General features: G+C 64.2%; 17 protein-coding genes. 5 read left to right on the top strand and 12 right to left on the bottom strand.

Features of this window, described 5'->3' with window-relative positions; all coding sequences use genetic code 11:
- Nucleotides 1-26 precede the first annotated feature (26 nt).
- Nucleotides 27-1,343 carry an NtaA/DmoA family FMN-dependent monooxygenase gene (locus ACTJKX_RS25365; protein WP_440726939.1) on the bottom strand — a complete coding sequence of 439 codons (1,317 nt, stop codon included), beginning with the start codon at nt 1,341-1,343 and terminating at the stop codon, nt 27-29.
- 134 nt (nt 1,344-1,477) lie between these two features.
- Between ACTJKX_RS25365 and ACTJKX_RS25360 the strand changes: the two genes are divergently transcribed.
- The 4 genes from ACTJKX_RS25360 (at nt 1,478) to ACTJKX_RS25345 (ending at nt 5,308) form a co-directional block, all read left to right on the top strand.
- The gene (locus tag ACTJKX_RS25360; protein ID WP_440726938.1) at nt 1,478-2,266 is read left to right on the top strand and encodes an ABC transporter ATP-binding protein; all 789 of its coding nucleotides are present in this window, start codon (nt 1,478-1,480) and stop codon (nt 2,264-2,266) included.
- Nucleotides 2,263-3,276 carry a FecCD family ABC transporter permease gene (locus ACTJKX_RS25355; RefSeq protein WP_440726937.1) on the top strand — a complete coding sequence of 338 codons (1,014 nt, stop codon included), beginning with the start codon at nt 2,263-2,265 and terminating at the stop codon, nt 3,274-3,276. The genes ACTJKX_RS25360 and ACTJKX_RS25355 overlap by 4 nt, the downstream gene beginning before the upstream one ends.
- Nucleotides 3,273-4,337 carry a FecCD family ABC transporter permease gene (locus tag ACTJKX_RS25350; RefSeq protein ID WP_440726936.1) on the top strand — a complete coding sequence of 355 codons (1,065 nt, stop codon included), beginning with the start codon at nt 3,273-3,275 and terminating at the stop codon, nt 4,335-4,337. The genes ACTJKX_RS25355 and ACTJKX_RS25350 overlap by 4 nt, the downstream gene beginning before the upstream one ends.
- A gap of 65 nt (nt 4,338-4,402) precedes the next feature.
- A complete protein-coding gene (locus ACTJKX_RS25345) occupies nt 4,403-5,308 on the top strand; it encodes an ABC transporter substrate-binding protein (protein WP_440726935.1) in 906 nt (301 codons plus the stop codon).
- A gap of 78 nt (nt 5,309-5,386) precedes the next feature.
- Here the strand turns inward: ACTJKX_RS25345 and ACTJKX_RS25340 are convergent, their stop codons facing one another.
- The 4 genes from ACTJKX_RS25340 to gcvT form a co-directional block, all read right to left on the bottom strand.
- On the bottom strand, nt 5,387-6,793 hold the full coding sequence (locus tag ACTJKX_RS25340) for an L-serine ammonia-lyase (protein WP_415083555.1): 1,407 nt from the start codon (nt 6,791-6,793) through the stop codon (nt 5,387-5,389).
- A gap of 167 nt (nt 6,794-6,960) precedes the next feature.
- Nucleotides 6,961-9,807 carry an aminomethyl-transferring glycine dehydrogenase gene (gene gcvP / locus ACTJKX_RS25335; RefSeq protein ID WP_440726934.1) on the bottom strand — a complete coding sequence of 949 codons (2,847 nt, stop codon included), beginning with the start codon at nt 9,805-9,807 and terminating at the stop codon, nt 6,961-6,963.
- Between the two features lie 133 nt (nt 9,808-9,940).
- Nucleotides 9,941-10,303: a glycine cleavage system protein GcvH gene (gene gcvH / locus ACTJKX_RS25330; RefSeq protein WP_394312132.1), complete on the bottom strand. Its 363-nt coding sequence runs from the start codon at nt 10,301-10,303 to the stop codon at nt 9,941-9,943.
- 10 nt (nt 10,304-10,313) lie between these two features.
- Nucleotides 10,314-11,471, bottom strand: coding sequence for a glycine cleavage system aminomethyltransferase GcvT (gene gcvT, locus ACTJKX_RS25325; RefSeq protein WP_440726933.1), 1,158 nt, complete (start codon nt 11,469-11,471; stop codon nt 10,314-10,316).
- Nucleotides 11,472-11,654: 183 nt separating this feature from the next.
- Here gcvT and ACTJKX_RS25320 point away from each other — a divergent pair, with 183 nt between their 5' ends.
- Complete coding sequence (locus ACTJKX_RS25320; protein WP_440726932.1) at nt 11,655-12,563, top strand: LysR substrate-binding domain-containing protein; 909 nt, start codon at nt 11,655-11,657, stop codon at nt 12,561-12,563.
- Between the two features lie 57 nt (nt 12,564-12,620).
- Here ACTJKX_RS25320 and ACTJKX_RS25315 read toward each other — a convergent pair whose 3' ends face one another.
- From ACTJKX_RS25315 to ACTJKX_RS25285, 7 genes are all read right to left on the bottom strand, one after another.
- Nucleotides 12,621-14,684, bottom strand: coding sequence for a TonB-dependent receptor (locus ACTJKX_RS25315; RefSeq protein WP_440726931.1), 2,064 nt, complete (start codon nt 14,682-14,684; stop codon nt 12,621-12,623).
- A gap of 418 nt (nt 14,685-15,102) precedes the next feature.
- The gene (locus ACTJKX_RS25310; RefSeq protein ID WP_440726930.1) at nt 15,103-18,126 is read right to left on the bottom strand and encodes a condensation domain-containing protein; all 3,024 of its coding nucleotides are present in this window, start codon (nt 18,124-18,126) and stop codon (nt 15,103-15,105) included.
- Nucleotides 18,127-18,174: 48 nt separating this feature from the next.
- Nucleotides 18,175-18,468 carry a phosphopantetheine-binding protein gene (locus tag ACTJKX_RS25305; protein ID WP_440726929.1) on the bottom strand — a complete coding sequence of 98 codons (294 nt, stop codon included), beginning with the start codon at nt 18,466-18,468 and terminating at the stop codon, nt 18,175-18,177.
- Nucleotides 18,458-19,294 carry a siderophore-interacting protein gene (locus tag ACTJKX_RS25300; RefSeq protein ID WP_440726928.1) on the bottom strand — a complete coding sequence of 279 codons (837 nt, stop codon included), beginning with the start codon at nt 19,292-19,294 and terminating at the stop codon, nt 18,458-18,460. Before ACTJKX_RS25300 ends, ACTJKX_RS25305 begins: the two co-directional genes overlap by 11 nt.
- Nucleotides 19,295-19,315: 21 nt before the next feature.
- On the bottom strand, nt 19,316-20,083 hold the full coding sequence (gene dhbA / locus ACTJKX_RS25295) for a 2,3-dihydro-2,3-dihydroxybenzoate dehydrogenase (RefSeq protein ID WP_440726927.1): 768 nt from the start codon (nt 20,081-20,083) through the stop codon (nt 19,316-19,318).
- A 13-nt stretch (nt 20,084-20,096) separates the two neighbouring features.
- Complete coding sequence (locus tag ACTJKX_RS25290) at nt 20,097-20,975, bottom strand: isochorismatase family protein (protein ID WP_440726926.1); 879 nt, start codon at nt 20,973-20,975, stop codon at nt 20,097-20,099.
- A 12-nt stretch (nt 20,976-20,987) separates the two neighbouring features.
- The gene (locus ACTJKX_RS25285; RefSeq protein WP_440726925.1) at nt 20,988-22,616 is read right to left on the bottom strand and encodes a (2,3-dihydroxybenzoyl)adenylate synthase; all 1,629 of its coding nucleotides are present in this window, start codon (nt 22,614-22,616) and stop codon (nt 20,988-20,990) included.
- Nucleotides 22,617-22,646 lie beyond the last annotated feature (30 nt).

Here is a 22,646-nt window from a genome sequence, read left to right as displayed (position 1 = left end):
GGCGAGCGGCCAGGGTACGCCGCACGTCAGATATCCCCGTCGTCCCTGAGATGATCGGCGAAAGTCGATCCGCGATACGCCTGCCGGAACAATCCGGCCTCGGCCAGCTGCGGCACGAGATCATCGAGGGCCAGCCGGAGTGCTTCGGCCGATCCGCCGGGCAGGATGACGAAGCCGTCGATCGCGCCGGCACTTGCCCATTGCCGGACCTGCTCGGCTGCCTCCCGCGCCGTTCCGATGACGCGCCAATGCGCCGAGCCGATCACCTCGGGCCGCGTCAGAAGTTCGGCGACCGTCGGCTGTTCGTTGCGGATCAGGCGAAGCAGGAGGTCGGCATGGGTGCGGCTGCGCAGTGCCGGGACTACCTCGGGCAGATCGGCTGCGGTGACGCGGCGCTCGTCAGGCCAGTATGAGAGGTCGAGGCCCGTCATGTCCCGGATCGCCTTGAACTTGCGTCCCGCATCGGCACGGGCATGGGTCTGTGCAAAGAGTGCTCGCGCCTCACTCCGATTGGAAGCGAGATAGAGGCTGAGGCCCGGCAGCACGCGAATGTCCTCGGCTCTGCGGCCATGGCCAAGTGCACGCTGCCTGAGATCGTTGCGCAACTCCAGCGCGGCTGCCATGTCGGGGGTCGAGGCGAAGATGGCGTCGGCGACCGAAGCGGCGAAATCGCGCCCCGTCGGCGAGGCGCCGGCCTGGATCAGCGGAATCGAGGATGTGCCATAGGCCGGCAGATTGAGTGGCCCCTTGACGTTGAAACGGGCGCCCACGTGATCGATCGGCTGTACGAGGGCTGAATCGGCATAGCGGCCGCTCTCGCGATCCTGCTTCAGGGCGTCCTGCGGATAGCTCGCCCAGAGCCGGCGCACCACCTGGGTGAATTCGGTTGCACGTGCATAGCGTTCCTCGGCCGAGGGCATGGCCGGCAGGCCGAAATTCTCGTTGCCGTCCAGTGCCGTGACGATGTTCCAGCCGACCCGGCCCTTGCTCAGCCAGTTGAGGGATTGCAACTGGCGCGCCACCACATAGGGCGAATTGAAGGTGGTGGAGATGGTGGTGAGCAGGCCGACATGGCTGGTTTCGCGCGCCATGGCCGCCAGCAGGATGGTGGGATCGAGACTGCCGAAGCCGGGGCCGGTTTCAAGCGCCTGGGGATCGAGAAAGAGGGTGTCGGGCCGGAACACGAAATCCAGCCTGGCCGTCTCCGCCCGCCGGGCAATGTCCAGATAGAATTCTTCAGAGTAAATATTCTCGATATTGCTGTCTAGGCGCCGCCAGCCATCGCCACTTAGCCAGGTCGGAGCCAGAGAAAGGCCGATGTGCAGTCTTCTTTTGGTTTTCATATTCTATTATCAGACCTCCAATTGGTGCAATGTTTAATTATTATAAAGTATCTTGGCTTCAATTTTAGAATTGCATGATGATTTACCGTAACTTAATCTGTATTCAAGCGTGATTTGGGTTGGGTGATTACACGGTGCTCAGGACGAACAATGTGGTGGCCGGCTATGGCAGGCAGCCCGTCTTGCGGGGAGTGTCGGTCGATTTCGAGCCTGGGCGCCTGAATGTCCTGATCGGCCCGAATGGTTGCGGAAAATCGACCCTGCTGAAAGCGATCATGGGCTTTTTGCCCCTGAGCGCCGGCGAGATCACCCTGGCGGGACAGTCGATCCGGGTCATCGGGCGCAAGACGCTCGCCCGCGAAATTGCCTATCTGCCGCAGGACAGCCACTGTCCCGACTATATGACGCTGGGCGAGCTGATCGAATTGGCCGGCTATGCCCGGACATCGGCGATGGCGGGCCCGAGCGTGCGTGACCGGCTGCTGTTTCGACAGGTCCTCGAGAGAGTAGGCCTTGCCGACATGGCACATCGGCCGCTCACCTCGCTCTCCGGCGGCCAAAGGCAGCGCGCCTGGATCGCCATGGTGCTGGCCCAGGACACGCCCATCATCCTGATGGACGAGCCGGTGAACCATCTCGACCTGAAATATCAATATGCCGTGCTGGAACTGGTGCAGAGCCTCGCCCTCGAGCAAGGCAAGACCATCGTCATGGTGCTGCACGACATCAATCTGGCGACGACCTTCGCCGATGAAGTGATCATGCTGCATGACGGGCAGGTCGTGGCCAAGGGACCCGCCGGGCAGGTGATGACCTCCAGCAATGTCGGGCAGGTCTTCGATCTCGACGTCGACATCTTCGAGCGGCAGGGCAGGCTCGTCTGCCTGCCGCGTGTGCAAGCGGAAAAGCCGGTCGCAGCATGATCCGGCGCTGGCTCCTTCTCGGCGCGGCATGCGCGGTGCTCGTGCTGCTCGTCGTCGCCAATCTGAGCTTCGGAGCGGAGGCGATTCCGCCATCCGAGGTTGTCGCGGCGGTCCTGCGTTTCGAGCCGGCGAGCTATGACGACTATGTCGTCATCTATCAGAGGCTGCCACGCGCCTTGATTGCCCTCTATGCCGGCGCTGCAACGGCTTGCGGCGGCCTGGTGCTCCAAGGCCTGACCCGCAACCCGCTCGCTTCCCCCTCGACCCTGGGCATCAATGCCGGCGCCACGGCCTTTGTCGTCGCCGGGGCCTATCTGTTCGATTTCGGCCTCGATGCGCAGGGCGTGGCGGCCCTGGTCGGTGCCGTCGTCGGCTTTGCCGCCAGCCTCACGGTGGCACGGCTCGCCGGACTCTCGCATGATCCGCGCGGCCTGGCGCTCATCCTGGCCGGCGCGCTGGTCTCGATGTTCTTCATCGGCATTGCCAATGCCTTCCTGCTCTCCGATCCGGCCCGGCGCATGGATTTCCTCGGCTGGGTGAGCGGCAACATCAACCACGTCTATGCCGACCGTCTGCTGCGCTTCTGGTGGATCGGCCTGATCGGGCTGGCCGGGCTGCAATTGCTGGCCCGGCCGCTTACCTTGATCGCTCTGGGCGACGGCAAGGCGGCCTCGCTCGGTGTCGACGTCACCCTCGTTTGGCGCATCGCCTTGACGGCCGTGGCCTGCGCCGCCGGTTCGGCCGTGGCGATCTGCGGGCCGATCGGCTTCGTCGGCCTGGTGGTGCCGCATCTCGTCCGTCCCTTCGTCGGCGGGGGATTCAAGTTTGGCCTGCCGGCCTGCGCCGTCTGTGGCGCAGGCCTGTGCCTGCTCGCCGACCTTGCCGCGCGCGAGGCCTTCAAGCCCTATGTCCTGCATACCGGCGTGCTCCTGGACCTGATGGGCGGCGTGGTCTTCGCCCTGATCGTCCGGCGCTATTATCTCGGCACGGCCGCAAGGAGCCCGTCGTGAAGCTGGCGCGGGCTGTCGACGGCAAGGCCGTGCTGCGTTGGCCTGGTGGCCTGCAGATCCGGCTTGGCAATCTCTATGCCGGCTTCTTCCTGATCGTGACCGCCATCGCCTTGGCGGCATTGTCCCTGGGCATGGGATCGATCAAAGCGGGGCTGGGGGACCTTGCCGCTGCCCTCGGCGCTGCCCCGCTAGATCCCGACAAGGCTTATGCCTTGTGGGATGTCCGGCTGCCCCGCATCCTCACAGGGTTTCTCGCCGGCTGGCTGGTGGCGATGGCGGCTTCGATGCTGCAGTCACTCACACGCAATCCTCTCGCCGATCCCGGCCTGCTGGGCCTCAGCCAGGGCTCGATGATCATGATCATGCTACTCCTGATCTATGCTCCGACCGCATCGAAGGCCCTGATCCCGCTGGCGGCGCTGGGCGGAGGGCTCGGCGTGGCCCTGGCCCTGCTTATCCTGGTCGGGCGCGAGCGTTCGAACGGCCTCGCCATCCTCTTGATGGGCATCGCGATCGAGACCGTTCTGTCCTCCATCGCTTCCCTGCTCATCCTCTATACGCCGAGCGAGACATCCTACGCCTTGTCGAGCTGGCTGGCGGGGTCGCTGTTCCAGGCGAGTTGGACCGGGATCGCCGCCCTGGCTCCCTGGTTCCTGCTCAGCCTACCCGTCGCCTTCCTGGCCGGGCACGCGCTCGGCCCCTATGAGCTCGGCGAGGAGATGGCGCTTGCTCTGGGCGAGCCGATCGGCTGGTCGAGGCCGATCGTACTCGTGCTCGCAGTGCTGCTGGGCGCGGCCGCCGTCACCGCCGTAGGCCCGCTGATGTTCCTGGGTGTGCTGGCGCCACAGTTCGTCGGCTTCCTCTCACCCGCGCTGGCCCGGGCAAGACTGTTCCTGGCCGGGTTGATGGGCGGGGTCCTGGTGATATCGGCCGACGGGTTGACGAGGGCCGTGGCTGGCGAGATCGCCATGCCGCTCGGGCTGAGCCTCACTCTGGTCGGTGTGCCGCTCTTCATCCTCTCGCTGCGCCTGAGGGCGCTCAAACTGTTTCGGACACACTGAAAGGCAAGATCATGCGCAACACCATGCGATGGGTCGTTTTGATCTCGGCCATGTTGGCGGCACAGATGGCTTTGGCTGCGGACCGCGCCGTGACCGACGATACCGGGCGCTCCGTCACCATTCCCCAGGATCCGAAACGGATCATCGTGCTGCATGAACCCCTTCTGGGGCTACCGCTTCTGGACCTCGGCGTCGACATCACCGGCAGCTACGGCCGCTCCGACGATGGGCGGATGCTGACCGCCGTCGATTTCATCGATACGGTGCTGGCGAGAAAAGCTCCCAAGCCGACCGGCATCGGCGCTGTCGGCCAGATCGATCTGGAAAAGGTGCGCAAGCTCGATCCGGATCTGATCATCGGCACCGAGCGCGATGTCGACAAGGCCGGCCAGCTTTCGGCGATCGCGCCGGTCTATCTGCAGAAGGCCAGCACCGGCAGGACGCGCGGTATCGGCGTCGAGGAGGATCTGGCCAGGCTTCTTGGCCGGCAGGATGCATTCGCTGCGCGCAAAAAGGCCTATCTCGACCGGGTCGTCGCCCTCAGGGCCAAGCTGCCGCCCAGAGAGCGGGAGCGGACCTATATGGCCGTCATCGTGCATGACCAGGTCAATCTGGTCGGTGACATCTCGGGCGCGATCCAGGCCCTGGAGGATCTCGGCTATCACCCCGCCAAGGTGGAGGGCATGGGGGCAGGCAAGGGCCTCGGCTCGATCTTCGCCACGCCGCTGAGCCCGGAGATCTTCGGGCGGGTCGATCCCGACCTGCTGGTGATCATGAACAGCTATGCCGAAAAAGACCGCTCGGAAGCGGCGATCCGCGCCCGACTCGGCAAGATCATGCCGGGCTGGAACAAGTTCCTCAAACCGGCGCGGGAAGGGCGCATTCTCTATCTCGACTCCGGGGAGGTCGCCACCCCCACCATCGCCAGCGCCGAACACACGCTCGAAGCCTTCGCCGCCAGGAAGGAGTGAGCCAGGCTCCACGGCGGCGGCAGAGTGGCGTGTAGAGAGCAACGCCTTCGTTCCGATCGCAACTCGCCTCGCCGGCTCTCAGCACTCCGGCAGGTTGACGGCGAGCCCGCCGGTCGAGGTCTCCTTGTATTTGAGATTCATGTCGATGCCGGTCTGGCGCATCGTCTCGATGCAATTGTCGAGCGGCATGAAATGCTTGCCGTCACCGCGCAAGGCCAGGCTGGCGGCGCTCACCGCCTTGATCGCGCCGAGCCCATTGCGCTCGATGCACGGCACCTGTACGAGGCCCTTGGCCGGATCGCAGGTCATGCCCAGATGGTGTTCCAGCGCGATTTCGGCGGCGTTCTCCACCTGTTCGTTGGAGCCGCCGAGCGCAGCGCAGAGGCCTGCCGCCGCCATGGCCGAAGCCGATCCGACCTCGCCCTGGCAGCCGACTTCGGCCCCCGAGATCGAGGCGTTGTACTTGATGATGCCGCCGATGGCGGCGGCGACCAACAGAAAATCGCGGATGCCTTCATGGCTCGAGCCGCGGCAATGGTCGCGGTAGTAGCGGATCACGGCCGGCACCACGCCGGCCGCCCCGTTGGTGGGCGAGGTGACGACGCGCCCGCCGGCGGCGTTCTCCTCGTTGACCGCCATGGCATAGATCGAGATCCAGTCATTGACGACATGGGGCTGTTCGAGATTGCGGCCCTGTTCGGCCAGGAGCTGCTGGTGAATGGTGTGCGCACGGCGCCGCACCGACAGGCCTCCCGGGAGGATGCCGTCCTGCCGCAAGCCGCGATCGATGCAACCGTCCATCGCAGCCCAGATCGCATCGAGCCTGTCGTCCAGCGTGTCGCCATAGACGAGGTGCTCATTGGCCCGCTTCATCTCGGCGATGCTGAGATTGGAGGAAGCCCCCATCGCCAGCATTTCGGCAGCCGTGCTGAAGGGATAGGGAAAGCCGAGCGCACCCGGTTCGTCGGATGAGGCCGCATCCCTGTTGCGCTGGGCTTCGAGCTCTTCGGCCGACAGGACGAAGCCGCCGCCGATCGAATAATAGGTCCGGCTGAGAAGCAGCTCGCCATTCGCATCCGTGGCGGCGAGGACCAGGCCATTGGCATGGCCGGGCAGAGGCGGACCATAGTCGAAGACGAGGTCGGTGTCGGGGACAAAGGTGAGCGGCGGCAGGCCGGGAAGCCTGATCACGCCCGCCTGGCGGAGCTCGGCTTCCTTTTCCTGTGCCAGGTCCGGGTCGATGGTGGCAGGCAGGAATCCCATCAGTCCGAGGATGACGGCCCGGTCGGTGGCATGGCCGTGGCCGGTGAAGGCGAGCGAACCGTGCAGGCTGACCTTGAGCCGCAGATCCGTCATGGCGGATTTATGCTCCACCAGAGCCCTCAATTCGTCCAGGAAGCGTCCCGCCGCCACCATCGGTCCCATCGTGTGAGACGAGGACGGCCCGATGCCGATCTTGAAGATGTCGAAAATCGACAGAAACATGCCTGGCTCTCTACTCAAGGCAGGCGATCCCGAAGATCGCCTGCATCCAGCGTGGTCATTGAAGCGTTTTCCAGAAAAGCTGATAGACTTTTCGATTAAGAAAACGCGTCAAAACAAAGAGTTAGAGATAAAGTGCGATTCAGAGAAATCGCACTTTGCTCTAGCCCTTATTCGGCGGCCTCGACATAGCTTTCGAGCGGCGGGCAGGAACAGACCAGGTTGCGGTCGCCATAGACATTGTCGACGCGGTTGACCGGCGACCAATATTTGTCGACCCGGAAGGCGCCGGCCGGATAGCAGGCGATCTCGCGGCTGTAGGAGCGGTTCCACTCGCCCACCAGATCTTCCACGGTGTGTGGGGCATGTTTGAGCGGGTTGTCTTCGGGATCGAGCTTGCCCGCCACGATCGCCTCGGCCTCCGCCGCGATGCCGAGCATGGCCGCGATGAAGCGGTCGAGTTCGGCCTTGGGTTCGCTCTCCGTCGGCTCCACCATCAGCGTACCCGCCACCGGCCAGCTCATGGTCGGGGCATGGAAGCCGCAATCGATCAGCCGCTTGGCGATGTCGTCGACGCTCACGCCGGCGCGGTCCTTGAGCACGCGGGTGTCGAGGATACACTCATGCGCCACCCGGCCCCTGGCCGAATAGAGGATCGGATAGGAAGACGCGAGACGGCTGGCGATGTAGTTGGCGTTGAGGATCGCCACCTTGGTCGCCTGGGTCAGGCCCTCGCCGCCCATCAGCAGGCAATAGGCCCAAGAGATCAGCAGGATCGAGGCCGAGCCATAGGGCGCCGAGGATACCGCGCCCTTCTCGCCGCTCTGCGGCAGGGTCGGCAGATAGGGCGCCAGGTGGGCCTTGACGCCGATCGGCCCCATGCCCGGACCGCCACCGCCATGCGGGATGGCAAAGGTCTTGTGCAGGTTGAGATGGCTGACGTCGGAGCCGATGTCGCCGGGGCGGGCGAGCCCGACCATGGCATTCATGTTGGCGCCGTCGAGATAGACCTGGCCGCCATGGGCGTGGGTGATCTCGCAGATCTCGCGCACCGTCTCCTCGAACACGCCATGGGTCGAGGGATAGGTGATCATGCAGGCGGCGAGATTGGCCGAATGGGCCTCCGCCTTGGCGCGGAAGTCGGCCACGTCGATGTCCCCGTTCGGCGCGACGCCGACGACGACCACCTTCATGCCGCACATCTGCGCGGAGGCGGGATTGGTGCCATGGGCCGAGGTCGGGATCAGGCAGACGTCGCGATGATGGTCGCCGCGCGCCTGGTGATAGGCCTGGATGGTCAGGAGGCCGGCATATTCGCCCTGTGCGCCGGAATTGGGCTGCATCGAGAAGGCGTCATAGCCGGTGATCTGGCAGAGCTTGGCCTCCAGATCGGTGATCGCCTCCGCATAGCCCTTGGTCTGGCTATCGGGGGCGAAGGGATGCACGTCGGCGAACTCTGGCCAGCTCAGCGCCGCCATTTCGGCGGTGGCGTTCAGCTTCATGGTGCAGGAGCCGAGCGGGATCATCGAACGGTCGAGCGCGAGATCGCGATCGGCGAGGCGGCGCATGTAGCGTGTCATTTCCGCTTCGGCGCGGTTCAGATGAAAGATCGGATGGGTCAGATAGGGGGACGTCCGCTCCAGGGCGTCGGGCAGCCGATAGTCATGGGTGAGGTCATCGTCCTTGCGGTCGATGCCGAAGGCGCGCCAGATGGCTTCGGTATGGCCGCGGCGGGTGCGCTCGTCATAGGCTATGCCGATCTTGCTGGTGCCGACCCGGCGCAGGTTGATGCCTTCGGCTTCGGCCGATTTCAGGATAGCGCCCTGGACTGCACCGACCTCGACCGTCACCGTGTCGAAGAAGGTCGACGGCTCGACCTTATAGCCCTGGCTTTCCAGGCCCTTGACCAGCCGCACCATCTTGCGATGGACACGCTCGGCGATCGCCCTGAGCCCGGTCGGGCCATGGAACACCGCATACATCGAAGCCATCACCGCCAGCAGCGCCTGGGCGGTGCAGACATTCGAAGTCGCCTTTTCGCGGCGGATATGCTGCTCGCGCGTCTGCAGCGACAGGCGATAGGCGCGGTTGCCGCGTGCATCGATCGAAACGCCGACGATGCGGCCGGGCATGCTGCGCTTGAGTGCGTCGCGCACCGCCATATAGGCGGCATGCGGGCCGCCATAGCCCATCGGTACCCCAAAGCGTTGGGTCGAGCCGATGGCGATGTCGGCCCCCATCTCGCCGGGCGCCTTGAGAATAGTCAGGGCGAGCGGGTCGGCGGCGACGCAGGCCAGGGCCTCGGCGCCATGCAGCGCCTCGATCACGCCAGTGAAGTCATGCACATGGCCATAGGTGCCGGGATATTGGAAGATCGCGCCGAACACGCCGGCCGGATCGAGATCGGTGAAGGGATCGCCGACCACGACGTCCCAGCCGAGCGCGGCGGCGCGGGTCTGGATCACCGCAATGGTCTGGGGATGGCAATGGTGGTCGACGAAGAAGGCGTTCGCCTTGGACTTGGCGGAACGCCGGCACAGCGCCATCGCCTCGGCGGCCGCGGTGCCTTCGTCCAGCAGCGAGGCATTGGCGACGTCGAGGGCGGTCAGATCCGAGATCATCGTCTGGAAGTTCAGCAGGGCCTCGAGGCGTCCCTGGCTGATCTCCGGCTGATAGGGCGTGTAGGCCGTGTACCAGGCGGGGTTCTCGAAGATGTTGCGCTGGATCGCCGGCGGCGTGACGGTGCCGTAATAGCCCTGGCCGATCAGCGAGATCATCACGCGGTTCTTGTCGGCGACCTCGCGCAGGCGGTTGAGCACGCCGTGCTCGGACAGCGCCGGCCCCCAGGCGAGCGGCGCCTTCTGGCGGATGCCTGCCGGCACGATGGCATCGATCAGTCCATCGAGGCTGTCTGCGCCGACAGCCTTCAGCATCTCGGTCATTTCAGCCGGGGAGGGGCCGATATGGCGCCTGTTGGCAAAATCATAGGGATCGTAGGTGGTTTCGGTGTGAGACATCGTGCCCTCTCAGAGCAAAGCGCATTCGAGACCGAACGCTTGTTTGCTCCAACTCCTTGTTTCCAAGCCAATTCAAAGAATTGGCTCGAGCGTCTTTGCGATCCTTGACGATTTCGTCAGATCACAAAATGCTCTAGCCGATATGGGCTTTGTAGGCAGCTTCGTCCATCAGGCCGGCCGCGTCGTCGGCATTGGCGAGCTTGAGACGGAAGAACCAGCCACCGGCCTGCGGATCGGAGTTGACGAGGGACGGGTCATTGACGATGGCCTCGTTTACCTCGACGATCTCGCCATCGAGCGGGCAATAGACGTCAGAGGCGGCCTTGACGGACTCGACCGTTGCCGCGACGTCGCCCTTCGACAGGCGCTTGCCGACCTCGGGCAACTCGACGAAGACGAGGTCGCCGAGCTGCTCGGCGGCATGACCGGTGATGCCGACCGTGGCGACGCCGTCGGCGATGTCGAGCCATTCATGGTCTTCGGTGAATTTCGTCATGGTGGGCCTCTCAGCTGCGCTTGTAGCGCGGGGTGATGAAGGGAAGGGTGGCGACGACGACCGGCAGGCGCTTGCCGCGCACCTCGGCGAAGAGCCGGGTGCCCGGTTCGGCGCTGGCCGTGGGAACATAGCCCATCGCAACGGGAGCGCCGAGGGTGGGGCCGAAACCGCCGGATGTGACGCGGCCGATCGGCGCCGGCGCCGTTTCATCGATGAAGAGTTCTGCACCAGCTCGGATCGGTGCGCGGCCTTCGGCGGCGAGGCCGACGCGCCGGCGTGGTGCGCCATGCTCGAATTCGGGTAGGATCACTTCGGCTCCCGGAAAGCCGCCTTCCCGGGCGCCGCCGGTGCGCCGCACCTTCTGCACGGCCCATTCGAGCGCCGCCGCGACAGGCGTCGTGGAGGTGTCGATATCGTTGCCGTAGAGGCAGAGCCCCGCTTCGAGCCGAAGGCTGTCGCGTGCGCCAAGCCCGATGGGATGCACATCGGGATCGGCGAGCAGGGCCTTGGCCAGCTCTTCCGCCTGGGCTGAGGGTACCGAGATTTCGTAGCCGTCCTCGCCCGAATAGCCCGAGCGGGAAACCAGGCAGGACACGCCGAGAATGGTCAGCTCCCTCACGTCCATGAAAGCCATGGCGGCGGCCTGCGGCGCAAGCTTGGCCAGCGCGGCCTCCGCGGCAGGCCCCTGGAGGGCAATGAGCCCGCGCTCCGTCAGTTCCTCGATCTCGCAGTCCTCGGACAGATGGGCACGCAGATGGGCGATGTCTTGGCTCTTGCAGGCCGCGTTGACGACGAGGAAGAGATGGTCGCCGCGATTGGCGAACATCAGATCGTCGAGAATGCCGCCCCTCGCATCTGTGAAAAGCCCGTAGCGCTGGCGCCCCGGCTTCAGCCCAAGCACATCGACCGGGACCAGCCGCTCCAGTGCCAGAGCGGCATCCTCGTATTTCCCGGATTTCGCGCGGAGCACGACCTGGCCCATATGGCCGACATCGAACAGCCCGGCCAAGGCCCGGGTGTGGAGGTGCTCCTTCGCCACGCCCTCGGGAAACTGCACCGGCATGTCATAGCCTGCAAATTCCACCATTCGGCCGCCAAGCGCGGCATTGAGCGCGGTCAGCGGCGTCTTTCCAAGGTCATTCCGGTCAAGTTCGTTCCGGTCGTCCATGGGCATGTCCTCGGTGGTGTTCTTGTCAGATCAAGTGTCTTAAATGCCGGTCCACGTGCAGGCCTGGCATCCCGGGCCGTCGGCTGCGCCGACGTCTCCGGATAACCTGGATATGCCAGATCGTTTGACATTGCAGAAATTCATAGTTCAAATGTTATAATTGATAATTCTCATGATAAAGCCATGCAGAACATTCCCACGGAACTCCTGCGCACCTTCGTGAAGGCCATCGATTCCGGCAGCTTTACGCGCGCCGGCGCATTGGTCGGCCGCAGCCAGTCGGCGGTGAGCCTCCAGGTCCGCCGGCTTGAGGAAATCGTGGCTGCGCAGCTCTTTCAAAGGGATGCGCACAAGCTGCAGCTTACCCAGGAGGGAACGTTGCTCGCCCAGTTCGCGCGCCGCATCCTGGCCTTGAACGACGAGGCGCTTGCCAGCATGCGCCAACCCAAGGTTGCGGGGCGCATCCGGTTGGGTGCCCCGTATGAATATACGGCTTCGCTGCTGCCGGACTTCCTGGGCAAGTTCGCCCAGTCCCATCCGAATGTGATGCTGGAAGTGACGAGCGACCTCAGCAAGAACCTGCTCAGCCGCCAGGCCGACGGCGACCTCGATCTCGTGATTGCCTTGCATGACGAGCCGAACCTGACGGAGGGACGCCAGATCTTCACCGAGCCGCTGGTATGGATGACGAGCGCCGACCATGAGCGCCACACCCAGAGCCCTTTGCCCCTGGTGGTGGCACCGCCGCCCTGCATCTACCGGCACCGCATCCTGGATACGCTGAACGGGCTCGGCAGGCCCTGCCGGATCGCCTATCTCAGCTCGAGCTATGACGGCATTTCCGCCGCCGTGCGGGCGGGGCTGGGCGTGACGGTGATGGCCGAGAGCGCCGCACCGTCAGGCGTGCGCATGCTCGGCGAGCGCGACGATTTCCCGCCGCTCGGCCATCTCGAACTCAGGCTGCACCGGCTCGCCGGCAATTCGAGCGAGGCGATCATCCGCCTCGAGGACTACATCGCCGAAAGCTTCGCCGACACCGAGCTCGGGCGGGGCGGGGGCGGGCGGGCGCGGTCCTTGCCCCTGTCGGAATAGAAACGGCCGATCCGAAGCAGCCCTGGATCGGCCATGGAGTGGGTTTGCGCAGCCTGCTCAGAACGTTCCGCGCAACCCGATACCGACCATGCGTGGGGCGGTCATGGCGGCTTCGATTTGAGCGGCGCCACTGCTCGTCGAGCGGTTTACTTGCCTGAAGGTCGCCGCGCGCTCGTCGAAGATGTTCTTCACATAACCATAGATCTGGGCGTGCTCGCTGAGCTGATAGCTCACACGGGCATCGGCGATCGTATAGGGCTTGACGGAGAGGGTCGCCGAGTTGGCATCATCCGAATAATAGCCGTCGAGATGACGCAGGTCCGCCGAGACGTTGAGCTTGGGAGTGACATCCCAGCTCACGCCGAGGCTGAGCATGTAACCGGGAGCCTTCTGGAACTCGTTGCCCTGATATTCGGGCTTGCTCGTTATCTTGTCGATGTTGGAGACGAGCGCCCCAAACCCGGCCTTGAGCCTGACATTGTCGAGGATGCGGTAGTCGAAGCCGAGTTCGGCGCCATAAGCATGTGCTTTCTCGGCGTTCACCGTATAGAGCTGGGTGAGACTGGTACCGGGGACCGCAACGCTGACGTAGCGCTGAGCGTCCTTGAAATCATTGTAGAAGAGATTGCCGGTGACGAAGAGCTTATCGTCGAGAAAATGGGCGCGCGTGAACAGCTCGTAGTTCCACAATTTCTCAGCCTTGAAGCGTTTCCATGGGTCTTCCCCCGCGAGCGCGGCCGTGTTGAACGAAACGCCACCGGGGTTGTAGCCGCGGCTCACCAGCGCGCCGACGGTGATCTTGTCGGTCAATTTATAGGCCAGCGACAGCTTCGGCAGCACGGCATCGAAGCTCTTGCTGTAGTCGATGGGTATGGCATTCAGGCTGGTGAAGCCGTTGCGCTTGACGCTGTCGTGCTCGTAGCGCAGGCCGCCCGTCAGGAGCCAGCGCTCACCGAGCCTGCGATTGACCTCGGCAAACACGCCGACACTGTCCTTGGTGTCGTCGAAGCTCGACAATCCCGGCTGCAGCAGCCGATTGCGAAGGACGAGCGATTCATCCGAGGTGGTGTGAGCATAGTAAAGCCCGACGACGCCGTGCCAGACGTCCTTTTCCTCGCCGAAATTGAGCTTCAATTCGTTGGAGATGTTCTTCTGGGCAATGTCGGCGCTGCCGTTTGAGCGCGGTACGCCGAAGCGATCATAGCGCGACTGCGAATACTGGGTCTGGTTGGACAGCTTCATGCCGTTCTGGAAGTCGTATTCCAGATCGAAGATCACCGTATTGGTGCGCTGGCGGAAGCTCGGCATCTGCAGCGTGCCGCTCTTGAGATCGTCATAGGGCAGAAAGGCTGCTTCCAGGGTCGGCCGGTTCGTGTCGGTATGGGCAAGCGTCAGCTTGGCCTTAAGGCCGGGAATGGCCTGGGGCTGCCAGAGCAGCTTGGCGCGCAGGTTCAATTCGTCGAAGGATTGGTCCGTCTTGCCCTTGGCGAAGGTGGGGGCAATGTAGTCGATGAAGGTGTTGCGACCCCAATAATCCACGGCGATGCGCGCCGCGAAATCCTGGCTGAGCGGTCCCGACAGCATGAAGGAGCCGCGCTTGGTGTCGTAGCTGCCATATTCCATCTGATAGGCGGCTTCGGGCTTGAAGGTCGGATCCTTGGTCTTGACCAGGATGGCACCGGCGATGGCATTGGCACCCTGCGACGTGGTCTGCGGTCCGCGGAAGACCTCGACGCTGTCGACATCCCAGATCGAGGTGCCGCCATAGAGATACTCGTAGAAGCTCAGATAGTGGCCATCCACATTGATGCTGGCGCGCGGCACGGTGCCGGACAGGAAGGCGATCGAGCCGGCATTGGGCCCCTGGGTATCCTGGCCGCGAATGGATGGCGCGCCGGTCGTGCCGATCGGCACGAGGTTCGGCACATCGTTGAGCGCCTCCGACAGGGAGTTTTCGCCAGTCTTCTCGGCGAGGTCCTTGTCGGTCAGCACACTCACCGAGGATGCGGTCTCGTCGAGGCTGCGCCGGATCTTCTCGCCGGTGACATAGACTGGATCGAGCTCGATAGGTTCCTCGTTGCCCGCCGGACGATTCTGCGCAGAGGCCGGCATCGTCAGCATGGCAGACAACACCATCGCACTCGCGCCGCACAGAAAACGATTTGTCAAACCTGTAATCACGGCAGCCCTCCACAGCCCAGACAAACGCATGCCGCGAAGTGTGCGGCCTGATGTGCAATTTAGGCGGCGAAGTGCAGGTGCAGTCAATGTAATGGAAGTATATTATATTGATTGATGAAGATATGTGATAATAATGACACAAATTATTGCGCAGTTTGGTAAAGTTCTAAACTAAAATTGAGTATTGTTATAAAGATATGGCTGCGTAAGTTTTAAGTATTCGAAATTGTACATAACTCTGGATGGGGCGAGCCCCACCAAGGAAAAGCGGGGGAACGCAGACGCTGCGTTCCCCCGCCTCGGTCGTTGTGAAAATGGTTATGGCGATCCCTGCTCTTTTAGGGACAGAGCGTGCCCGTCAGGCCGGCGCCGGAATCGCGGCGATGGCAGGCCGCAGGTCGACAAGCCGCGTACCGGCACTGCCGGGTTCGGCGAAGTGGTGGAAGATCTTCAGGACGGTCTGGCGGATCAATTCGACCTGTTGCGGGTCGTAATGCTCGGAGCGATAGGTCATCATCACGCGGATGCAGCGCTCTTCGCCGAGTTTTTCTTCCATCACCTCGAATTGCAGGCCGAGCACGGATTCATGCCGTTCGGGATCTACCTGTCGGAACTCGATCCTGCTGCCATCCTCCAGCATGAAAGCGCCGTTGAACTTGTTCTTGGCATGAAGCTGGATGAAGACCTCGAACAGATGTTCCTGCTCGCGCACAATGCCCAGCGCCTCCTCGACCAGGTCGATGGGAATGTCGGTATTGGGCAGGGAGCCGTTGATGGTGTTCTTCACCTGGTCGATCAACTCGGCCACCGTGCTTTCGGGCGAAAAGCCGACCCGATGCGCCACCACCGTGGTGAAATAGCCGATGGTGTCGAAGTAGTCGGGCTCGTTCCGGCCCGAGGCCGAGGTTCCCACCACCAGCTCGTCCAGGGAACCGAGAAGATGCAGGGAACTGGCGATGGCCGCATAGACCACGTTGAACAGCGAGGCGCCGTTCGCCTTGGCGAGGGCATAGAGCCCCTCGGTCACAGCGCTTTCGAGCTTGAGCTCCACCCAGCCACCAGCGTTGGACGGGGAGCGGGACGCATCATCGCAGGCGGCAGGCCGCGGCAGGATCTGTTGGTTGCGCGGTGAATCGCGCAGCATGTCGGTCCAATAGACGAGATGCGCCTGGTTCAGACCGGCTCTATGCTGGAGACGCGCGAATTCATGGAACGGCGCCGGCTGCTCGGCCCAGATGGGCGCCTTGCCCGCCGCCCGCTGGCGATAGGCATGGCCGAGCTCGTCCATCATCAGGTTCACCGACCATTCATCCAGCACCATGTGATGGAACAGCAGCGACAGGACCTGCTGGCCTGTTTCCTCCTCGATCAGGAAGCGCAGCCGCAGCGGCAATTCGTGGGACAGGTCGAAGCGGTAAGCGGCTTCCTGGTTGCGATCACCAGCCTGGCTTTCATGCGAATGCCAGAACCATTTGTAGGCTCCCAGATCTTCCGGCGCCACGATGAGCTGACCCACCGTCCCGTCTTCCTGCTGACGGAAAAGGGTGCGCAGACCCGAATGCCGCTCCAGCACGTCCTGGAACGCCCTGGCGAAGATGGTTTCGTCGACGCGGTCGAGGAAACGCAGCGCAAAGGGCAGGTTGAAGATCTCGCCGAAACCGAAGGCAGCGTAGATCTTCCACAGCGAGTTCTGGGCCAGCGACAAGGGGGCCATGAGGGCGGAGCCGTCTGCCTCTGCGGGAACGCCTACGTCCGCGGTAGCGCCATGTCGTTGGGCGAGACCGGCGAGACCTGCCGCCGTCGGATGGCGGAAGAGATCGTTGAAATTGACCTCGATGCCATGCGAGCCCAGCAGGCGGCCGATGACGCGGGTGGCGATCAGTGAGTGGCCGCCATGATCGAAGAAATCGTCGTCGGCCGTCATCGTCGGCGAGGAGAGGGCCTGGCGGAACTCGGCCAGGATGATCTCTTCGATCGCATTGGCCCCCTCGTCGGGCGGGGCCGATGCAGGCGATGCGGATATATCAGGCTGGGAATCGAAAACGGCATGTCCAAAACCTGGCGCTCCAAGCAACGGCGCCGTGCCTGCAAGCATGCCGGCAAAGCGCTCCAGGACAAAGGCACCGGCCGCCGGCGAAAGGGCCTGGCCGGCCATGAGCTCGAGCGCCAGCCGGTCTTCCCTCGCGGCCCGCCCCAGGCCCAGGGCCAGATCCGGCCGCGCTGCGAGGGAGGGCAGGGGTAGGCGTTCGACCGATATCCCTTCGAGCGGAAGGACGAGCGCGGGGTCGGTCAGCCAGGTCACATAGGCGTGCGGGCGTGGTGCATCGTTTCGTTCGGCTTGCGGACGCAGGTCGAGCGCACCGGCAGCCGGGCTCGCCATGCCGGCGAGGATCCGCGCCATCGCGTCCTTGGTATCAGCCACGTCCCGCGGCAAGATGATCCGCAGGAAGCGCTGTGCGCAGAAGGGCAGGGACAGGTCGAGCATGTCGGTCGCCGGCCGGCGGGGCAGGCTCAGATCCACGGCAGCGCTATCGCCGAGCTGAGCCAGGAACCGTCCGAACTGCAGGGCCACGGCGGCGATCAAGGCCGATGGTGTAGGCTGTGGTCCGGCCAGCGCCGAGAGGCTGGCCGTCTCTATGAGGGTACCGCAGCGACCCGCCGCGCGGGCCATCAGGCTTCGTTCCAGCAGCGGCGCCCGGGCAAAATCAATCAGGCCCGGCGCTTCGTTGCCGCCGGTCCTCAGCAGCCAGGGCACCGGCGGCGCGCTGATTTCGGCGTCCACTGCCGGTTCCATCTCCGCGACCTCCGGTGCGGCCTCGCCGCCGGCCGAGCCCCCCATTGCGGACGAGATGCCATTGTAGGAATGGAAGACCGCTTGCAGCAGGGTTCTCCAACGGATGACCCCGCCCAGGATGCGGTGAACCACGAAGCCGAGGATCGTCGTTTCGCCACTCAGCAGGACCAGGGCACGGATCGGGGCATCCCGTTCGAGATCCCAGGTCGCGCCCTGCTCGGCCAGCAGCGTATTGACCGCTTCAGCGGTCGTCTCGACGCGGCGGATGTGAAGGCAGGACGAAACTTCACTGCCGGCAGTCTTCTCCAATTCACCGTCGCGGCTGAAACGATAGCGTACATTCAGCTCCGGCAAGGCCTCGAAAGCACGGTAAAGGGCCGCGACCAGTCGGGGCAGATCGGGTGCGCCATCGAGCCTGAAGGCGATCACATGCTTCAGCACGGCATCGGGATCCTGCTGCTGGCGCAGCCACAAGGCTTCTTCCGCCTGGGTCAGCGCCATCGTCGAGTGGTCCGGCCCGTTCTGGACCACGCTGTCGAGACGCGGCATTTCTTCGACCGACAGCAAGCGGGCTGATCTTTCCGCCATCTCAATCTCCATACGTCCGGCGTGTGCCGGAACAATTCATCTTCGTTGTCAAAGGGCTGCTGCCAGCTTGCGCTCGACCAAGGCATTCCACGTCCGGACCGTCGGCATGGCAGCCAAATCGGCATAATCGAGCCTGACGCCGGCCAGCCGCGAGATCGGCCCGATCAGGGTCATGATGGCGAGGGAGTGCAGGCCGATCTCGATCAGGTTGAGCTCCTCGGGCACATCTTCGGGCGCGAGATCGAGGACCTCAGCCACTTCCTGCCGGATCCGTTCCAGCGATGGCATTCGTTCGGGAGCGGCCTCCCGCGTCTGAACGGAAAGCGCGTTCTCAGTCGTCATGATGGTCGTGTACCGCGGTGGCGCCGCGCCGCCAATAGCCTGATGCCCGCACCCATTTGGGCGAGGCTCCACGTTCCTCGACCAGCAGGCGGCGTAGTGCCTTGGCCTGGAGCGACTCGCAGGCGATCCAGGCATGATAGTCGCCAGCCGGAAATTCCGCCTGTTGCACAGCTTGGAGCAGGGCGCCCATTTGCCCGGGATGAGCATCGCCGCGGTGGGCCCAGACGACCGTCGCGTCGGCGGCCGTATCGAGCGGCAGGCGATCCTGGGCGCCGTCGACCTCGATGAAGGCCAGCACCCGTGCTCCGGCCGGCAATTCCTCGAGCCTTCTGGCGAGAGCGGGCAGGCCGGTCTCATCAGCGATCAGCAGATACCAGTCGAAGGCGAAGGGGATGACGAAAGAGCCACGCGGCCCGGCGATCCAGGCTTCGTCGCCGGCCTTCACGCCGGCGGCCCAGGTGCTGGCGGGGCCCTCGTCGTGCAGCACGAAGTCGATGTCGAGCTCGCCGGCGGCGGGATCATAGCGCCGGGGCGTGTAGTCGCGGGTGATGGGTTTGGGCTGATCCTCCCGCAATTCCATGCCTTCCGGCCCGATATGGGGCAGGCTCGGGCGGCTCTCGCCGGGCGCAGGAAAGAACATCTTCACATGGTCGTCGAAACCCAGGCTGGTAAAGCCCTCCAGTGCCGGGCCGGCCAGGGTGATCCTCGTCATCGAGGGAGCAAGCCGCGTCACCCGGCGCACTTCGAGCTGGCACAGGCGAACTTCGTGGCGGACGCGTTGGGGAGAGCGGTCCTTTTTGCTCTCCGGGGCGGTGGCAATGGTCATGATGTTGCAAATCCTTTGAGATCAGGCACCCAGCGTGGCGCCGCCGTCCACGACCACGTCCTGCAGGGTGACATGGCTGGAGCGGTCGGAGGCCAGGAACAGGACGACGTCGGCAATCTCCTCGGGTGAGGCGAGCTTTCCGAGCGGAATGCCGAGCTTGAAATGCTCGGGCAGGCCAGCCAGCAGCCGCTGCCCATCCGAGGGGTTCTTGAACATGCCGCGCAGCATCGGGGTGTCGGTGGAACCAGGCGAGACCACGTTGCAACGCACGCCGAAAGGGGCGAGTTCCAGCCCGACGCAATGGCTGAGGCTGACCATTGCCGCCTTCGAGGCGCAATAGGCGGTCATGCCAACCCGCGGCACATGGGCGGCATTGGAGGCGACGTTGACGATCACGCCCGAACGCTGGCGTTTGAACAGCGGGATGCAGCGGCGCATAAGGTAGAAAGCGCCGCTGACATTGACACCGAAACAGGCCTGCCAGTCGTCGAGCGTCAGGTCCTCGGCCGCCCCGAGCCGCAGGACCCCGGCGGCGTTGATGAGAACGTCGAGGCTTTCGGACTCACCAAGTATGCGATCGTATACCTCGTCCACCTGCTGGGGATCGGTGATATCGAGCGCGATAAGCTCCGCTTTGGCATTGCCATTCCCGCCTGCGTTGGGCGCGGCGAGGTCGAGCCCGACTACCCTGGCGCCTGCAGCGCGAAAGCGTTCGGCCACGCATCGTCCGATACCGCCGGCCGCGCCCGTGACCAGCACGCGCTTGCCGGCGAAATTCCATGATGTCATCACGCTCATCCGGTCACGCCGCAATGGCCTGGAGTTGCTTGCTCTCGATCAAGGACCACCAGGCATTGAGTGTGGGAATGCGCGTGAGCTCCTCGAAGCGCACGGCGACGCCACGCTCCTTCAGCTCCGAGGCCAGCAGCATGACCTGAACGGAATCAAGGCCGTAATAGATCAGGTTCTCGTCCGGATCGAAGTCGACCTCCTCCTCGATGAGCGCACGCACACGCTTGACCAGCCAGTCCCGGCTCAGGGTGGGGGCGGCCATGTCGACGAGGCTTTTGGTGGTGACGACGCTGCCGCAGCGCGTCGCCACGTAGCGCAGCGCCATCAGATGATCGTCCAGCGAGAAATCGGCGACGGCATCGCCGACCAGGAAGGGCTGGATGTCGTTCATGAAGGCATCCGTCGAGGTGATCATGCAGCCGATATGGGCGTAGACGCCGCCGACCAGCAGCTGGTCGCGGCCCCATTGACGCAGAAGGGAAAGCAATTCCGAGCGCTGGAAGGCGCTGTAGCGCCATTTGGTCAGCACCGTGTCGCCCTCTTCCGGTGCAAGGGGCGCCACGATGGCCTGCAGGGCCGGGTCGGCCGTGGTCAGGCCCGGCCCCCACATATCGTTGAGCAGGGCCCGGTCCGCTGCCGGCTGTTCGTGCGGCTGGGCGGTGTAGACCACGGGAACGCCGCGCTCCCGCGCCCATCGCCGGATGGCGACGAGATTGTCGACGAGCTGGCGCACCAGGGCGCCGTCGGCATCGTAGAAGCGCAGGAAGTAGCGCTGCATGTCATGGACCAGCAGCACTGCACGGGCGGGATCGGGCTGCCATTGCGTGCGGTTGGCGGGGAACGCCTCCGGCGAGGGCATGGGATAGTCGGTGATGGAGGGAATGGCCATGGGGCACCTTCGTCAGGTCGATAGGGAAACGGGTGGGTTTTGCAGCTGCTGGCGCAGCCGGTTCTTGTCGATCTTGCCGACCGGGGTCAGCGGCATGGTGTCGATGAAGCGGAAGCGGTCCGGCAGCTTGTATTCGGCCACGCCCTGGGCGATGAGATGCTGGCGTAGCGCCGAGGGCGGCAGGCCGGGCTTCCTGACCACCAGGAAGGCGCAGCTCTTTTCGCCCAGCAGCGGATCGCTCATCGCCACCAGCGCGGCCTGTGTTACCTCCGGATGCAGCAGCAGCAGGTTCTCGACCTCCTCGGAGGCGATCTTTTCGCCGCCGCGATTGATCTGGTCCTTGATGCGGCCGACCACGCGCAGATAGCCCTGCGCCGAGCGCTGAACGAGATCGCCCGAATAGTAGAAACCGTCGGTGTCGAACACTTTTTCATTGTGCTCGGGGCTACGGTAATAACCCCGGAACGTGTAGGGCCCGCGCGTGGCAAGCATGCCGGTCTCGCCGTCGGGAACGTCCCGTCCTTCTTCATCGACGACCTTGACCTCGTCATCGGGACTGATCGGGCGCCCCTGCGTGGTGAAGACGAGTTCGTCCGCGTCGTCGAGCCTGGTGTAGTTGACCAGGCCTTCGGCCATGCCGAACACCTGCTGCAGGGCACAGCCGAGCTTTTCCGGCACCTGCCGGGCCAGCGCCTCGGCGAAGCTGGCGCCGCCGACCTGAATGAGCTTGAGGGAACGCAGGGCCGCCTCATGTCCCGGCACGACCTGCAGCCAGAGCGCCACGGCCGAAGGTACCAGCGCCGCCATGTCAATGCCGTGGCGCTCGATCAGCGCGAAACAGCCGAGCGGCTCGGGATTGGGGGCCATGACGACGCAGCCGCCGGCATGGAACACGCCCAGCGTGCCCGGCGAACTGAGCACGTAATTATGACCTGCCGGCAGGGCACACAAGAAGCGTGTTTGCGGCGAGAGACGGCAGATCTCGGCGCTGGCGCGGACGGAATAGTCGTAGTCGTTGTGGGTGCGGGGAATGAGCTTGGGCGTGCCCGTGCTGCCGCCGGAAAGCTGGAAGAAGGCGACTTCGTCCGCCCTGGTGGGCGTACCGCCATGGGAGGGAACCCCGCCCTCGGCGAGCCAGAGGTCGAGGCTGGTGTCGGGCGATGTTTCGCCCAGCAGCAGGACCTGGGCGAGCGCCGGGGAAATGGAGCGCAGTTCGCCCATAAAGGTCTCGTCGCTGAAAAGCTCGTGCCGGCGAGCGGCGATCAGCAATCGGGGCTGGATCTGCCGCGCGTAGGCACTCATTTCCAGCCGCCGGTGGCTGTAGAGGGCGTTGACCGGCGCGACGCCGATCTTGAGCAGCGCGAAGAAGACGATGTGGAATTCCGCGACATTGGGCAATTGCACCAGCGCAGTGTCGCCATGGCCGAGGCCGAGGGCGCTCAGGCGGGCGGCCAGGTTCGAGGCCAGCCGGTCGATCTCGGCATAGCTGAACCGGCGTTCGCCGCAGATGAGTGCGAGGGCGTCGGGGCGTTCGCGGCATTGCTGGTCGAGGATACGGGTCAGGGGCTGGTCGAGCCAATGGCCGCGTTCCCGGTAGCGCTGCGCCAGGTTTTCCGGCCAGTGCACGAAGTCGACGTTCATAGCGTAACCTGGTTGGATCTGAAGGGATCG

It is taken from the genome of Labrys sp. 22185, assembly GCF_052045555.1.
Lineage (GTDB): Bacteria > Pseudomonadota > Alphaproteobacteria > Rhizobiales > Labraceae > Labrys > Labrys neptuniae.
The sequence above is the reverse complement of the archived record's forward strand: the minus strand, read 5'-3'. Positions and strand labels throughout refer to the sequence as shown.